Origin of the sequence: Streptomyces gottesmaniae, assembly GCF_031845845.1 — a bacterium.
GTDB classification, from domain to species: Bacteria; Actinomycetota; Actinomycetes; order Streptomycetales; family Streptomycetaceae; genus Streptomyces; species Streptomyces akebiae.
On record NZ_JAVRFJ010000001.1, the window covers coordinates 438,923 to 452,881 of the forward strand.

Annotated in this window: 12 protein-coding genes; 4 read left to right on the forward strand and 8 right to left on the reverse strand. The window is 72.2% G+C overall.

Going from position 1 to position 13,959, the window contains the following annotated elements; genetic code table 11:
* Positions 1-47: 47 nt before the first annotated feature.
* Together RM704_RS01875 and RM704_RS01880 are read right to left on the reverse strand one after the other, a co-directional pair.
* Positions 48-641, reverse strand: a complete 594-nt coding sequence (locus RM704_RS01875) for a hemerythrin domain-containing protein (protein WP_033527677.1) — start codon at positions 639-641, stop codon at positions 48-50.
* An 11-nt stretch (positions 642-652) separates the two neighbouring features.
* Positions 653-1,852, reverse strand: coding sequence for a hypothetical protein (locus RM704_RS01880; RefSeq protein WP_033527676.1), 1,200 nt, complete (start codon positions 1,850-1,852; stop codon positions 653-655).
* Between the two features lie 344 nt (positions 1,853-2,196).
* Between RM704_RS01880 and RM704_RS01885 the strand changes: the two genes are divergently transcribed.
* Entirely contained in the window at positions 2,197-2,667 is a 471-nt protein-coding gene (locus RM704_RS01885; RefSeq protein ID WP_033527675.1) for an SPW repeat protein, read from the forward strand.
* Positions 2,668-2,797: 130 nt separating this feature from the next.
* Here the strand turns inward: RM704_RS01885 and RM704_RS01890 are convergent, their stop codons facing one another.
* Complete coding sequence (locus tag RM704_RS01890) at positions 2,798-3,469, reverse strand: hypothetical protein (protein ID WP_033527674.1); 672 nt, start codon at positions 3,467-3,469, stop codon at positions 2,798-2,800.
* Positions 3,470-3,867: 398 nt separating this feature from the next.
* Positions 3,868-4,842: an aa3-type cytochrome oxidase subunit II gene (gene ctaC / locus RM704_RS01895; RefSeq protein ID WP_033527673.1), complete on the reverse strand. Its 975-nt coding sequence runs from the start codon at positions 4,840-4,842 to the stop codon at positions 3,868-3,870.
* A 377-nt stretch (positions 4,843-5,219) separates the two neighbouring features.
* Between ctaC and dnaK the strand changes: the two genes are divergently transcribed.
* Complete coding sequence (gene dnaK / locus RM704_RS01900) at positions 5,220-7,112, forward strand: molecular chaperone DnaK (RefSeq protein WP_033527672.1); 1,893 nt, start codon at positions 5,220-5,222, stop codon at positions 7,110-7,112.
* Positions 7,109-7,702, forward strand: a complete 594-nt coding sequence (grpE, locus tag RM704_RS01905; RefSeq protein WP_033527671.1) for a nucleotide exchange factor GrpE — start codon at positions 7,109-7,111, stop codon at positions 7,700-7,702. The genes dnaK and grpE overlap by 4 nt, the downstream gene beginning before the upstream one ends.
* A 22-nt stretch (positions 7,703-7,724) precedes the next feature.
* Here the strand turns inward: grpE and RM704_RS01910 are convergent, their stop codons facing one another.
* Positions 7,725-8,219 (reverse strand): DUF6098 family protein, encoded by a 495-nt coding sequence (locus tag RM704_RS01910; protein ID WP_033527670.1) that lies wholly within the window; start codon positions 8,217-8,219, stop codon positions 7,725-7,727.
* A gap of 868 nt (positions 8,220-9,087) precedes the next feature.
* Between RM704_RS01910 and RM704_RS01915 the strand changes: the two genes are divergently transcribed.
* Complete coding sequence (locus RM704_RS01915) at positions 9,088-10,392, forward strand: MFS transporter (protein WP_033527669.1); 1,305 nt, start codon at positions 9,088-9,090, stop codon at positions 10,390-10,392.
* Positions 10,393-10,663: 271 nt separating this feature from the next.
* Here RM704_RS01915 and RM704_RS01920 read toward each other — a convergent pair whose 3' ends face one another.
* From RM704_RS01920 to RM704_RS01930, 3 genes are read right to left on the reverse strand one after another with little or no spacing between them, the layout of a single operon-like run.
* A complete protein-coding gene (locus tag RM704_RS01920) occupies positions 10,664-11,728 on the reverse strand; it encodes a glycosyltransferase family 9 protein (RefSeq protein WP_078937142.1) in 1,065 nt (354 codons plus the stop codon).
* 37 nt (positions 11,729-11,765) lie between these two features.
* Positions 11,766-13,241 (reverse strand): D-glycero-beta-D-manno-heptose 1-phosphate adenylyltransferase, encoded by a 1,476-nt coding sequence (gene rfaE2, locus RM704_RS01925; RefSeq protein ID WP_033527668.1) that lies wholly within the window; start codon positions 13,239-13,241, stop codon positions 11,766-11,768.
* Positions 13,238-13,897, reverse strand: a complete 660-nt coding sequence (locus RM704_RS01930) for a D-sedoheptulose-7-phosphate isomerase (protein WP_311588920.1) — start codon at positions 13,895-13,897, stop codon at positions 13,238-13,240. Before RM704_RS01930 ends, rfaE2 begins: the two co-directional genes overlap by 4 nt.
* Positions 13,898-13,959 lie beyond the last annotated feature (62 nt).

Here is a 13,959-nt window from a genome sequence, read left to right on the forward strand (position 1 = left end):
CTCGCGTCCGGGCTGCCACCCGTTTCTCGGTGTCCGCGCTGTGATCGTCAGCTCTCCTTGCCCATGGCCTTGCGCACCGCGTCCTTGGTGCGGTCCATGAGCGCGGCGACCGGCCCGAGCGCCATGTTCGCCGTCCCCGACTCGACGCCCGGGTGGGGGCGCGTGGGCGCCATGGCTTCGGCGGCCTTGACGGCCTTGGCCATCGCGGCGAGATTGCCGGCGCCGGCGTTGCGGCGGATGTGGATGAACTCGTAGCGTTCCTCGGCCCGCGCGTGCTCCTGGACGTCCTTGCGGAGCTTCATCAGCATGGGCATGAACTTCGGGTCGTCGGTGTCGACGTCGTCCAGGGCGGCCAGCGTCTCCTTGGCCGCCCGTTCCTCGGCGAGCCGTTCCTCGACGACCTTCGCGCCGCCGGACAGGGACCGTCGTGCGAAGGGATGGACGACCTCCTCCTCGGCGGTCTCGTGCACGGCCAGCAGCCGCACCAGACGGCGGAAGGCGTCGCGACGCTCCTCGCCACCGCTCGCCTCGACCTCGTCGAAGAGGTTGCGGATGTCTCCGTGCTGCCGCATCAACAGTGCGACCACGTCGTCGTCCGCGGCCCCGTCGGCGCCGGCATGGGGGGTGTCGATCTCCGTCATCGCGACCTCCCTCACTTCTCGCGCATGGCCGGGTCGGGGTGCTCGCCCTCGGACTCGACGCGGTACTCGCGGCCGAACATGTCGTCGTGCTCCACCATGACCCGCTCGCTGGGCGGAGCCTCGCCGCCGTGGATCCGTTCCTGCATCGCCTCGAACCGCTCGTGCGCCTCGCGCACATAGCCTGCACCGAGTGTGGTGAGGTCCATCTGCGTGTCCAGCAGTCCGCGCACGTACTCCTTGTTCGGCTCGAAGGTGAGCACGTTGGGCAGCTCGGGTGCCAGCACGGAGGCGGGGTCGCGTCCGTCGTGGCGGCGCATCAGGTCACAGGCGACGTGGAGGTGCTCCAGCTCCATGTTCAGATGCAGCTCCCAGACGGCCTTGATCCTCGGGTCGCTCTCCTGCTCCATGAAGGAGTGATAGAGGTAGCACTCGTTGTACTCGTGGTTGACGAGCTGCTCCCACCACGTCTCACCCGGGTCGACGAGCGACTCGTAATGGGTGACGTGTTCCTCCTCGATGAGCCCGATCTCCTGGTAGAGCTGGCGGGCGATCGGCTCCATGTAGGTGGGGCCGGTGTTCATGTAGAAGTTCATGGTCTGCTGCTCCGCCGACATGATCGTCAGCGCGTGCAGCTTCGACAGCGGGTTCGTCTCGTCCTTCGCGTACGGGTCGCGGACGTTGTCGTACGGGTCGCGGTGGTGGTACTTCGTCGGCCGGCCCGGCATGACCTCGGTCAGCCCGTCGACGATCGACTCCGCCTTGCGGTGCTCGATCATCTCGTACAGGTTGGCGTACCGGTACAGGTGGTCGAAGTCCTCCAGGACGCCGAACTGGTACGCCTGCTTCAGATACGGATCGGGCTCCATCCGTGCCACCCACGCCGTCAGGTCCACCGCGACCTGTTCGTACGCGATCGTGGTCTCCAGTACGGAGGAGACGCCGGGCAGCAGCCAGTTCACGACCTTCTGCTGCTGTGCCTCGATGTACCGGGTCCGGGCGAGCTGTCGTTTGACCTCGGGGTCGACGGTGTTGCGGGCGAGCTGGTGACTGAAGAGGATCGCCTCGACCTCGATGCCGTTCATCGTGATGATCCGGCAACGGGTGTACGGGTCGCAGTGGTCGGGGTCGATCGGCGGCACGTTCAGCTCACGCCAGCTGCGCAGTTGGCGGTCCAGCGGGATGCCCCGCTGCTCCAGCGGATTGAATGTCATGGACGTACTCCTCGTGAAAGCTTCGAGGGGGACCGACTGGGCGTGCGAAGTACCCCCGACTCCGCGTTGCATCCGCGGTCCGCGGCTTCGCGGGCCATGTTTCAGCCAGTCGGTGCCCCCGGCCACGGCACACGCCCGGGCGGTTGAACCCGCCCTCCCTTCGAGTGCGTGAAGGACCTGTTCGGCTGAAGCAGGGGCACGAGGAGGGGCGGGAGCCGAGGAGTGTCTTCCCTGGCGGGCCAGACGGCAGAGTCTGACCGCTAAGTACGGTTTTGCGGCTTTTTGCTGGTTACCCGGTGCTCAGCGGGGACGCGAACCGTGGCCCCCTGACGAAGGAGGCAGGCATGACCGACCGGACCCAGACCACCTGGGAGTCGCACCCGGACATGCAGGAGATGCGGGAGCGCCACGCCCGGGCCGAACGGGCGGCCTCGACCCAGCAGGGTCAGGCGGTCGAGGCGCTGGCTCTCATCACCGGCCTGTACCTGGCCGCCTCGCCCTGGATCGCGGGCTTCACCGACTTCGGCACCCTGGCCATCAACAACCTGATCACCGGTATCGCCTACGCGTTCCTGCTGAGCGGCTTCGGCCACGCCTACGAGCGCACGCACGCCAGGGCGTGGGCTGCGGCGCTGATCGGACTCTGGACCATCGTCGCGCCATGGGTGGTGGCGGGGAACGTGGACACCACACGCACCATCGTCAACAACATCATCGTCGGCGTCGTCGGACTGCTGCTCGCGTTGGCAGCGAGTGCGGCGGCGGGCGAGACCGACAGGGGCGATCGTGGCCGAACCGCCCGGACGGCACGCTGACAACCTCAGGTCGTCACGGAGGGCCGGCGCCGGACGGGGGAGCGGGGGCGAGTTCCGGTGGACAGGTCAGTGCGGCGCGGCCCTGGACGACGTGCCGGTTCTCGTGATGCGTGGAATCCCGGCGGGACGCTCAGTGGCGGCCCGCCCGGGAGCCTCGGTACGCGGCACGGCGGGTCGCGGCCAAGGTACGCCCCGGCGTGAACCCGGGGGCTCCGTGGGCGTAGACGTCGAAGTCGAGGGTGTCCTCCGGCGGCGTGGGCAGAACCTCCCGAACCGTCAGTACGGCGAACGCGCGCCAGGACCGGTGGAACGTCTCGGCACACAGGTCGAAGACGAGCGGCTCGTCGGCGAGGACCGCGGCCAGGCTCGTCGGATCGCCGTGCACGTGCGTGTGCCGACCTCGGCGGGGGAAGGCGGCCAGGGTGCCGCTTCGACCGCCGATGCGGTAGGGGAGCAGGCTGGAGTACGGGCCGCCGAGCGCGTCGGTGCGCGGTCGCGGCAGATGCCGGGTGATCCGGCCTTCACCGCTGCTGGTCAACAGGAGGTCGAGGGGGCGGTCGGCGCCAGCGGCCTGCTCGACGCGTACGGCCAGCCCCAGCCCGTCGGGCAGCCGCCTGGGTAGACCGGCCGCTCGCGAGAGTCGAACCCGGGCCGTGTAGCGTGCCGGTTCGTCCATCCACGGCGCGCCCCAGGGTCGCCGGCCGTCGTCCACGACCTCCACCTCGGCCCGGCAGGTCAACCCGTCGGGATGCAGCGCCGGGGCGCTTCGCAGCCGGGCGAGCAGACGGAACCCCGTTTCCACAGCCGAGACCGGACGCGCGTCCCGCAGACGCGCCTGTCCAGGTTTCACGGACCGGACCACCCCGCCTCCCACGCCTTGTTTCCGTCCTCGCCCTCGTCGTCCCTGCCGCCCTTCTCGGCCTCGTGCGCCACGTCGTCGTCTTCTTCCTCTGCTCCCTCTGCTGCTCCCTCTGCCTGAGAGGGGGTCGTCCGTGGAACGTCGCGGTGGTCCGAGGTCTGCGCCTCGTCAGCCCGGCCCCTGGCGTTCGCCTTCCGCCTGGGACGGTGTCTGTTCAGTCATGAGGGCCTCGCTTTCCAGGGGACGTGCCGGGTGGTGATTCACCGGGCGGGAGGCGTCGGGTACCCCCGGCCGGATGTCCCTACTCCGCGCCGGGGGCATCGCCAGGAGGGCGGGCCTGCTCACAGTTTGCGGGGCTCGTTGTTCCTGGCTGGATCGGTGATCTCGGTGCCTGCCGGGAGGAAGCCGCGCTGCCCCTTGTCGGCCAGCTCCCGGAGATGGTTCCGGTAGCGCTCGGGAGAGACGACCTTGACGTTGAAGAGCATGCGGGCGTGGTCGACTCCGCAGAGTTCGGCGCACTTGCCCCGGTAGGTGCCCTCCTGGGTGGGTGTCACCTCGAAGACATTGACGTTGTGGCCGGGGAAGACGTCCTGCTTCATCAGGAACGGCAGCACCCAGAAGGAGTGGATGACGTCCCGCGAGGACAGCACGAACCGGACCTTCTCGCCCTTCGGCAGCCACAGGGTGGGACCCGGGTTGCCGGTCTGCGGGTTCCGGGTGCCGGGGACGCCGACGTCGAAGACGCCTTCCGCCCCCGGCGGGAAGGCCCTGCGCAATCTGTCCGGGACGATGCGCAGGGCCGGGGCGTCCTTCGCCTCGCCCGTCTCGGCTCTGCCGTCCACGTCCTCGACGTAGTTGAAGGCCCAGCTCCACTGGAAGCCGACCACACCGATGGTGTGAGCGGGTTTCTCGGAGAGGTCGAGAAGCTCGGCCTCGTCACGGGCGGTGAAGTAGAAGAGCACCGAGACGATGATCAGCGGGACGACGGTGTAGAGGACCTCGATGGGCATGTTGTACCGGGACTGCGGGGGGACCTCGACCCTGGTCCTGGTGCGCCGGTGGAAGATCGCCGCCCAGATGATCAGCCCCCACACCAGGGCGCCCACGGTGAGCGCGGCCGCCCACGAGCCCTGCCACAGGGAGAGGATCCGGGGTGCCTCCTCCGTGACCGGGGTGGGCATCCCGAGGCGGGGGAAGTCCCGCCAGGTGGCCTCGCAACCGGAGACGGTCGCCAGGACCAGGACCGCGGTCAGCGCCTGCGGCAGCGTCCGACGCATCGGACGCCGCGGGGATCGGTCGCAGCCGTTGGGACTCACGTAGTGCCTTCCCGAGTGTCTGAGCCCGCACGTCGGCACCGCCTGCGACCGTCGCGCTGGTCGGCCGCCGGTCCTCGCACGGGCAGGAGATATGGAGCTTTATGCGGAGGAAACCCTACTGAGGGTCACGGCGGGAGAACGGCCAACGCGCCGCCGACACTCGGCGCGTGCCCGAAGCCGCGCGGGGGCCGTGTCGCGCCACGCTCCTCCCCTGGGGTGGTGGGACCGCACGCTCATGGGCGACTACATCCCGCTGTCGCGAAAGCGTCCAAGGAGGGTAAAAACTGGAATATGACGACAAATGGTCAATGGCTCGCCTGTGCAGGTAGCGGCGCCTCGGAAAACCGGCGTCCGCGTGCGGATGAAGGAGAGGATCAATGACACGCGCAGTGGGAATCGACCTCGGCACGACCAATTCGGTCGTCAGCGTGCTGGAGGGCGGGGAGCCCACGGTCATCACCAACACGGAAGGCGCCCGGACCACCCCGTCGGTGGTGGCCTTCGCCAAGAGCGGCGAGGTGCTGGTCGGTGAGGTGGCCAAGCGCCAGGCCGTCACCAACATCGAGCGCACCGTACGGTCCGTGAAGCGCCACATGGGCGAGGCGCAGTGGCGGTTCCCGGACTCGGGGAGCATCGACGGCAAGCGGTACACGGCGCAGGAGATCTCCGCCCGTGTGCTGCAGAAGCTCAAGCGGGACGCGGGAGCGTACCTGGGTGAGGACGTCACGGACGCGGTCGTCACGGTTCCGGCGTACTTCAACGACTCCCAGCGCACCGCGACCAAGGAGGCCGGGGAGATCGCCGGGCTGAAGGTGCTGCGGATCGTGAACGAGCCGACGGCCGCCGCCCTGGCGTACGGGCTGGACAAGGAGAACGACCAGACCGTTCTCGTCTTCGACCTCGGTGGCGGCACGTTCGATGTGTCGCTGCTGGAGATCGGCGAAGGCGTGGTGGAGGTCAAGGCCACGAACGGTGACACGCACCTCGGTGGTGACGACTGGGACCAGCGGATCGTCGACCACCTGGCCCAGCAGTTCAAGAACAACTACGGCGTGGACCTGACCAAGGACAAGATGGCCGTCCAGCGGCTGCGGGAAGCCGCCGAGCGGGCGAAGATCGAGTTGTCGTCGTCCTCGGAGACCACGGTCAACCTGCCGTACATCACCGCCTCCGCCCAGGGCCCGCTGCATCTGGAGGAGAAGCTCACCCGCGCCCAGTTCCAGCAGCTCACCAGTGATCTGCTGGACCGCTGCAAGAGCCCGTTCCACAACGCGATCAAGGACGCCGGGATCAAGGTGTCCGACATCGACCACGTCATCCTGGTCGGCGGCTCGACGAGGATGCCGGCGGTGACCGAGCTGGTGCGGGAGCTGACCGGCAAGGACCCGCACAAGGGGGTCAACCCCGACGAGGTCGTGGCGGTCGGCGCCGCCCTGCAGGCCGGTGTCCTCAAGGGCGAGGTCAAGGACGTCCTCCTCCTGGACGTCACCCCGCTGTCCCTGGGCATCGAGACCAAGGGCGGCATCATGACCAAGCTCATCGAGCGGAACACCACGATTCCGACCAAGCGCTCGGAGGTGTTCACCACCGCCGAGGACAACCAGCCCTCCGTGCAGATCCAGGTCTTCCAGGGCGAACGCGAGATGGCGGCCTACAACAAGAGGCTCGGCATGTTCGAGCTGACCGGCCTGCCGCCGGCTCCGCGCGGTGTCCCGCAGATCGAGGTCACCTTCGACATCGACGCCAACGGCATCATGCACGTCACGGCGAAGGACCTCGGCACCGGCAGGGAGCAGAAGATGACGGTCACCGGCGGCTCCTCGCTGCCCAAGCAGGACATCGACCGCATGATGCGCGAGGCCGAGCAGCACGCCGAGGAGGACCGTAGGCGACGCGAGGCGACCGAGGTCCGCAACCAGGCCGAGCAGGTCGTCTACCAGACGGAGAAGGTGCTGACCGACAACGCCGACAGGATCCCTGGGGACGTGAAGGGGGAGGTCGAGACCGCCCTGTCCGAACTCAAGGAGACCCTCAAGGACCAGCCGGCCGACAGTGACAACACGGCGGCCCTGCGCCAGGCGACGGAGAAGGTGATGGTGGCGGCTCAGAAGGTCGGCACCGCCATGTACGCCCAGGCGCAGCAGGGTCAGGGCCAGCAGGCCGCCGGTGGCGGCGCGGCCGGTGGTGAGGCAGGCGGCGCCGGGCAGGACGAGGACGTCGTCGACGCCGAGATCGTCGACGACGACAAGGGGCGGGAGGGTGCCGGATGACCCGCCCGAGCGACACTCACCGTCCCGGCGAGCACTCGCTGTCGATCATCGGCGACAACCGGCGGCGGGATCCGGGCACCAGCCTGGAACCCCGCCGCCACGGTGACGTCGAGCCTGTCGACCAGGCCCGGTCGGGCGATACCGCCGCGGGCGAGACCGACGCCCTGCGCGCGCGACTGGGGGAACGCACAGCGGACCTGCAGCGTCTGAAATCCGAGTTCGACAACTACCGCAAGCGGGTCGGTCGGGACCGCCGCACGGTCGGCGAGATAGCCGTGGCCAACATACTCACCCGCCTTCTCCCTGTCCTCGACGCCATCGACCAGGCCCGCGAGCACGGAGAGGTCACCGGCGGCTTCCAGCGCGTCACCGAGGTGCTGGAAGGTGAACTCGCCGCCCTCGGGCTGCAGTGCTTCGGCACAGCGGGCGACCCCTTCGACCCCGTGTGGTACGAGGCCGTCTCCTGCACCCACTCCGACCAGGTCGAGCAGCCCACGTGCACGAGGATCCTGCGCCCCGGCTACCGCGTCGGCGGCCAGCTCCTGCGCCCGGCCCAGGCGGAAGTCGCCGAACCACCGGCAACGGGGTGAGGCGCCTCAGCCCGGTGCTCACTCAGTGACGGGTCTGGCGCCGCCCGCTCCCGGCCCGCTCGGACTCCTGCCCGGGGGCGCGCCGCATGGGCCCCCACTCACCCTCTTGCCGCTCCACCGTCGTCTGAGCCTCTTCGATGACCGTCTCGTCGATCCAGGCGATGGGCTCCACGTCACGGAGCAGGGGCTCGTTGTCGGGCCCCCGGCCCCCGACCCGGCCGCGGAGAACCCATGGGCGTACCCCGGGACCCTTCTCGCGCGGCAGGTGCGAGTAGTCGTACAGACGACGGGCCACCCAGAGGTCGACAGGCCGATCCCGCCACCACGGCTCCAGGTCGAGCGGATTGGCGGACAGGCCCGGCAGCCGTACGCCCGTGAGGCCGTCCCTGCTCGCCGTGAGTTCCTGGTCGGCGTCGGGGCCGTGCGACCAGCGCACATGGAGACCAGAGGTGCGTCGTACCAGGGCCGCCAGGTCACCCAGGGACCGCAGGACGGGGAGTTCGTCAGGGGTGCTCATGACGTGTCGCCTCTCTCCCGGTCGCGGGTCCGGCCGCCCGCACTCGCCGACGTCGTCGGGCTCTCGGCCGTCGCCCGCTGCCACGTCATCGTGATGTTCCCGAGCGCGTGCGCTCACGTGTCGTGAAGGTGGCCGCGACCTGCCGCAGGTGCGGCTCCTCCAGGGACGATCACCGCGGGACCCCCTTCGCGGTCGTGTCGATCATGTGCCGCAGCGAGTACCCGACGAGCCGCGAAGCAACCCGTGGGACGGCTGGGGAGGAGCGGTACGTACAGCCCATGTCCCTGTCGGCGGGTGACGGCCGGCCGGGACCGGATCCCGCCGGGTACGAGGACGCGGAAGCCCGGCTGGTTCAGGCGTGGGAGCCGAGCCGACGAAGCCGACGACGCCGGTGACCAAGACACGTCTCCCGGGCCGGCCGTGTCATGCGCACCACCCTTCCGGTGCGGGGTGCGACGGACGTTCCGCCCCGCCCTGTGAGCAAGCCCACCTGGGTGGGCAAGAGCGCGTGGGGCGGAGGGAGTTGACGGACCGGTCCCACGCCGTCGCGGCGGTGTCGAAGTGACTCGCCCGCCCCGTCTGCCACGATGGGCGTCGCCGTGCCCGAGGGCGGGCCCCGACACACCTGTCGTGGGACACCGACCCGGTGGCACCGCCTCCGGACCGATCCGGTGGAGCGGCCGCGCAGCGAAGCCGGCGTTCCGAGACCCCGCCGTCGCGCCCTCACCCTCGCCCGTCCCTGCCCGAGTCCCCGGACCTCTCCGAGTAGCTCACCTTGCCTTCTTCCCCCACGGGCCGTCCGCCCGCCCCCGCACCCGCCTCCGCGGACGCTTCGCGTTCGCCTTGGCGGTCCCTGACGTACCCCAGCATGCGCTGGTGGTCCCTCGCGAACTTCCTGTCCAACGCGGGCACCTGGATGCAGCTCACCGTCCAGAACCTGCTGGTCCTGCAGATCACCGGCTCCGCCGCCGCGACCGGACTGTCCATCTCCGTCCAGGCCGCGCCCGCGCTGCTCGTCAGCCTCGCGGGCGGCGCGGCCGTGGACCGGTGGCCCCGGAAGACGACGGCCGCCGTCAGCCAGGCCCTGCTCGGCACGGTGGCGTTCGTCACCGCCGTCCTCGTCGCGCTGGACCGGCTCGACCTGACCGTACTGATGGTGCTGGCCGCCGTGACCGGGCTCGTCGCCACGGTCGACGGCCCCGCCTGCGCGCTCCTCGGCAACGACCTCGTCCGCAAGGAGGACGTGCCGTCCGCCATCGGTGTCGGCTCGCTGGTGCACAGCGCCGGCCGGCTCGCCGGGACCGCGCTCGCCGGCGTCACCGTCGCGTTCGTCGGTACGGCCGCCGCGTACACCGCCAACGGACTGTCGTTCCTGTTCGTCGCCGGGGTCATTCCGTTCCTCCGTCCGGTGCGCGAGGTGCCAGGGGGAGCGGGGTCCGCCAGGGCCGTCGTTCCCGCCCAGCGCGGGGCGAAGCAGAAGGCGGAGCGCTCGGACATGACGGTGCTGGAGGGGCTGGCCTTCTTCGCGCGCCGGCCCCGGCTGGTCGCGCTGGCCGGCATCACCGGCGTCAGTTCGGTGTTCGGGCGGAACTACGGGCTCACCCTGGCCGTGCTCGTCACCGGCCCCCTCGCGGGCGGCGCCGGGGCGTTCGGCACGGTCTCGACGGTGCTGGCCGTCGGCGGCATCCTCGGTGCGGTGCTCGGCGCCCGGCTGCGCAACCCGTCGGTACGACTCGTCGGCCTGCTGGCGGCAGGGGGAGCCCTCCTCCAGGCGGTGGCCGGATTCTCCCCGTCGCTCGCCGTGCTGCTGGTGCTCGTGCTGCCGATGGCCGTGGTGGAGTCCGTCTCCGACACCGCCGGCACCACCGTCCTGCAGACCGATCCTCCGGCCCACCTGCGGGGTCGGGTGCTCGGCGTCTGGGGCAGTGTCAGCACGGTCTGGGGCCTCGGCGGCCCTCCGCTGCTGGGGCTCCTGATGGAACTGGCCGGAGCACGCGGTGCCCTCGTGGTCGGCGGCCTGGTCATCGCGGGCACGATCGGAGCCGGCTTCGCCCTGCGCGGCCGCCGGACCACGCCGTCGGTGGAGCACGGGGTGCGGGACCTCGGTTCCGAAGCGGCGGTCGTCGCGGCACACGGCGTGGCGAACCGACCGGGGCTGAGCGCCGCAGCCTGAGCCCGCCCCCGGTGGCGACCCGCGGGGGACTCATGCGCCGAGTACCAGCGGCTGGGCCGGCCGGGGCATGGCACGGTGGGGCACAGCGCCTGCGACCCGTGCCGGTGGCGCGGCGCGCGCCCACGGACCGGGGCTGAGCGCCGCAGCCTGAGCCCGCCCCCGGTGGCGACCCGGCCGGCCCATCCGATGCGTACCCGCGGCTGGGTCGGCCGGGGCATGACACGGCCGGGTACAGCGCCGGCGACCCGTGTCCGGCGGCGCGGCGCGCGCCTCACCGGAAGCCGCCCGGGGCGAGGCACCGGGCGTCGCCGACCGGTGCCTCGCGGCCTGGCTCACGCGTCAGCAGGGCGCCCACAGCGTCGAGGACCTCCTCGACCGTGATGCGGAGCAGTCGTTCGTCGGGCGACCTGCCATGGGCGTCGCCGGGGCGGGCCGAGTCGTCGCCCTCCGGGTGCCACAGCACCCGGTGCCGGGGATGGGCGGGCGGCCCCCACAGGCGGGGTGCGACGGGGCCGAACAGGACGACCGACGGTGTGCCCAGCGCGGTGGCCAGATGTGCCGGTCCGGTGTCGCCCACGACCACGCAGCGGGCCCCGGCGACGAGTGCCGCCAGCCGGTCGAAGGGCAGATCGCCGTCCGCGCCGCCCAGCACGGCGTCCTGCGGCAGCCCCGCCGCCGCGGCCACCGCCCGGGCGGCTCCCTCCTCCCCGGCACCCGCGGTCACCACCACGTCCAGCCCCTGCCGGCGCAGTTCCCGGGCCACGGCCGCGAACCGTTCCCCGGGCCAGCGACGCGCCCCGGCGTCGGCACCGGGGTGGACGACGACCGCGCCGGGTGCCGGGGAGGGGGTCGTCGGCGGCGGTACGCGCAGGTCCTCGGGGTCCGCCGCGACGCCGTACCAGCCGAGCAGGCGACACCAGCGCTCCCGCTCGTGCTCGTCGTCCCGCCAGACCGGGCCGGGGACATCGGGTGTCCCCGGGTGTGCGTACGCGTAGAGCTGCCCTGGGTCCAGCCGCTGGAGCAGCAGATGGCTCGGCGGGCCGGTGCCGTGCAGATCGACCGCGAGGTCGGGCGGGGATCCGGCCCAGTCCAGCCGCGTCGGCACCGCGCGCCCGGGGGCGGACGTCGGCAGCAGCCGGTCCACCAGGCCGGTCGCCGCCGTCGCCGCCGCCAGCCGGGCGGGCGCGGCGAGCACGAGCTCGTGGCCGGGCAGGTGCCGGCGCAGAGCCCGCAACGCGGGTACGGCGGTGAGCAGGTCACCGAGCCCCAGCGCCCGGAGCACGAGCAGCCGGGGGCACCCCTCCGCGCCCTCGCCAGACGCTGGACCGACCTTCATACGAGTGCCCCCGACCGGTGGGCGCGGCGGGTCACGGTCACCGTCCCCGGCCCTTCGTGGGGGCGGGCCGTACGGCGGCCCGCGCCGCCCGGCGGGCCAGCAGGGTGGTCGAGCGGCCGTCGAGATACGGCAGGACGACCGCCTGGCCGCCCCAAGCACGCAGCACCCTTGCCTCGGGGAGATCCTGGACGGCGTAGTCGCCGCCCTTGACCCACACGTCGGGCCGCAGCCGTCGCAGCAGCGCCTCCGGTGTGTCCTCCTCGAAGACCACGACCGCGTCGACGCTGCCGAGGGCCGCGAGCACCCGGGCACGGTCGGCCTGGGGGGTGAGCGGCCGCCCCGGGCCCTTGCGGCGGGCGAGGGACGCGTCCGAGTTGAGGCACACGATCAGGCAGTCGCCGATGCGCCGGGCGCTCTCCAGCAGGCCCACATGGCCGGCGTGCAGCAGGTCGAAGCAGCCGCCGGTGGCCACCACCGTGCCGCCGCGCGCCCGCACCCGCTCCACCAGTGCGAACGCGTCGGCCCCCGGCTCGTCCACCGGTTCGGCGGCCCGCTGCGCGCTCCACAGGGCTGGGTTCCCCGCGCCGCCCGCCGAGACGAACGCGGCGGCCTCGGCGACCGCCCGCTGGACCGCCTCCTCCGGGAGCGCTCCGTCCGCGAGCGCCGCGGCCGTCGCGGCCGCGAAGCAGTCGCCCGCACCGCAGGGGTCGCCCACGGCCCGGTAGGGCGCCGGGACCAGCATCGGCGTACCGCCGCCGGACCTGGTCAGCAGTGCGCCCCGCTCGCCCAGCGTCACGGCCACCCCCGCCGCACGCCAGCGGTCGGCCAGCGCGGTGCCCCGTTCCGCGTAGGCGCGCAGCGACGCGTCCTCACCCTCGGGCGGGGCAGGCGTCCGTACGAGGGCTTCCGCCGCGTGCCGACGCACGGTCGGCGCCACGCCGGGGCACAGGATCCGTGTCTCGGCCGCGTTCGGCGTGACGAGCCGCGCGCCGGGCACGGGAGCGCCGCCCCTGGGGTGCGGATCCCACACCACCGGCGTGCGGGGGGCGATCGCCGCCAGGTCGTCGCGTACGGCGTCCGCCGTGTGCCGGCCGTAGTCGGCGACGAGGACCGCGACGGCCTCCTCCAGCGCCTCCCGCACGGCCGCGTCCGGTGTGCCGGGTGTACCGCCGCCCCGGTCCATCCGGACGACGGGGCGGCCGCCCGCGAGCACCCGTGTCTTCACCGGGAGCGTGCCGTCCAGGGGAAGTTCGACGAGCCGGACCCGGCCGCGCAGCGCACGGCGCACGAGGTCACCGGCCTCGTCGTCGCCCAGTGCCGTCACCAGGAGCACGTCCCGGCCGCCCTCGGCCGCCAGCGCGGCGGCGAGTCCGGCGCCGCCCGGGCGTCGCCGCCTGCCGGTGACGTCCACGACGGGAGCGGGCGCGTCCGGGGACAGCCGCGTGGCCGTGCCCTCGATGTCCTCGTCGAGCAGGGTGTCCCCGACGACCACGAGCGGCCCGGCCCCGGTCATGACACCCTCCCGCGGACCGGCACCGAACGACCGGCCCCGGCGCCGAGGGCGGACCCGAGGGGCGGCTCGGCGAGGGCGGCGTCGAAGGACTCGCACAACAGATGCACGGCGACCAGATGGGCCTCCTGGACGGTCGCCGTGCTGGCGGCGTCGATGGCCAGCGTCTCGTCGGCGGCGTCGGCCAGCGGGTTGGGCGAGGGCCCGGTCATCGCCCAGACCCGCAGGCCCGCCCGGCGGCCCGTGACGGCCGCGGTGATCAGGTTGGCGCTGCGGCCCGACGTCGACAGAAGCAGCAGCAGATCGCCGGGGCGGCCGTGGGCGGAGACCTGCCGGGCGAAGACGTGGTCGAAGCCGTAGTCGTTGCCGATGGCGGTCACGCTGGACGTCTCCGCGTGCAGGGCGATCGCCGAGTACGCCGGCCGCTCCTGCCGGTACCGGCCCACCAGCTCGGCGGTCAGGTGCTGGGCCTGGGCGGCGCTGCCACCGTTGCCCGCGGCCAGCAGTCTGCCGCCGGTCGTCAGGACGTCGGCGAGCAGGCCGCCCCACTCCGCGATCCGGCCGAGGCCATGGCCACGGAGCCGGCCGAGCGCCTGTTCCAGGGACCGGCAGTGCAGATCCGCGGCATCCAGTACGGGGGTCATCGGGGTTTCTGCCATGGCGATCGGGTGCGCCGCGTCACGGGGACGGCGGCCGGACCCGCACCTCCTTCGGACCTCGG

Bases quoted from the DNA above. Each gene is read 5' to 3' on its own strand.
- RM704_RS01875 (WP_033527677.1), bottom strand. From the start codon at position 641: ATGACGGAGATCGACACCCCCCATGCCGGCGCCGACGGGGCCGCGGAC.
- RM704_RS01880 (WP_033527676.1), bottom strand. From the start codon at position 1,852: ATGACATTCAATCCGCTGGAGCAGCGGGGCATCCCGCTGGACCGCCAA.
- RM704_RS01885 (WP_033527675.1), top strand. From the start codon at position 2,197: ATGACCGACCGGACCCAGACCACCTGGGAGTCGCACCCGGACATGCAG.
- dnaK (WP_033527672.1), top strand. From the start codon at position 5,220: ATGACACGCGCAGTGGGAATCGACCTCGGCACGACCAATTCGGTCGTC.
- grpE (WP_033527671.1), top strand. From the start codon at position 7,109: ATGACCCGCCCGAGCGACACTCACCGTCCCGGCGAGCACTCGCTGTCG.
- RM704_RS01910 (WP_033527670.1), bottom strand. From the start codon at position 8,219: ATGAGCACCCCTGACGAACTCCCCGTCCTGCGGTCCCTGGGTGACCTG.
- RM704_RS01915 (WP_033527669.1), top strand. From the start codon at position 9,088: ATGCGCTGGTGGTCCCTCGCGAACTTCCTGTCCAACGCGGGCACCTGG.
- RM704_RS01920 (WP_078937142.1), bottom strand. From the start codon at position 11,728: ATGAAGGTCGGTCCAGCGTCTGGCGAGGGCGCGGAGGGGTGCCCCCGG.
- rfaE2 (WP_033527668.1), bottom strand. From the start codon at position 13,241: ATGACCGGGGCCGGGCCGCTCGTGGTCGTCGGGGACACCCTGCTCGAC.
- RM704_RS01930 (WP_311588920.1), bottom strand. From the start codon at position 13,897: ATGGCAGAAACCCCGATGACCCCCGTACTGGATGCCGCGGATCTGCAC.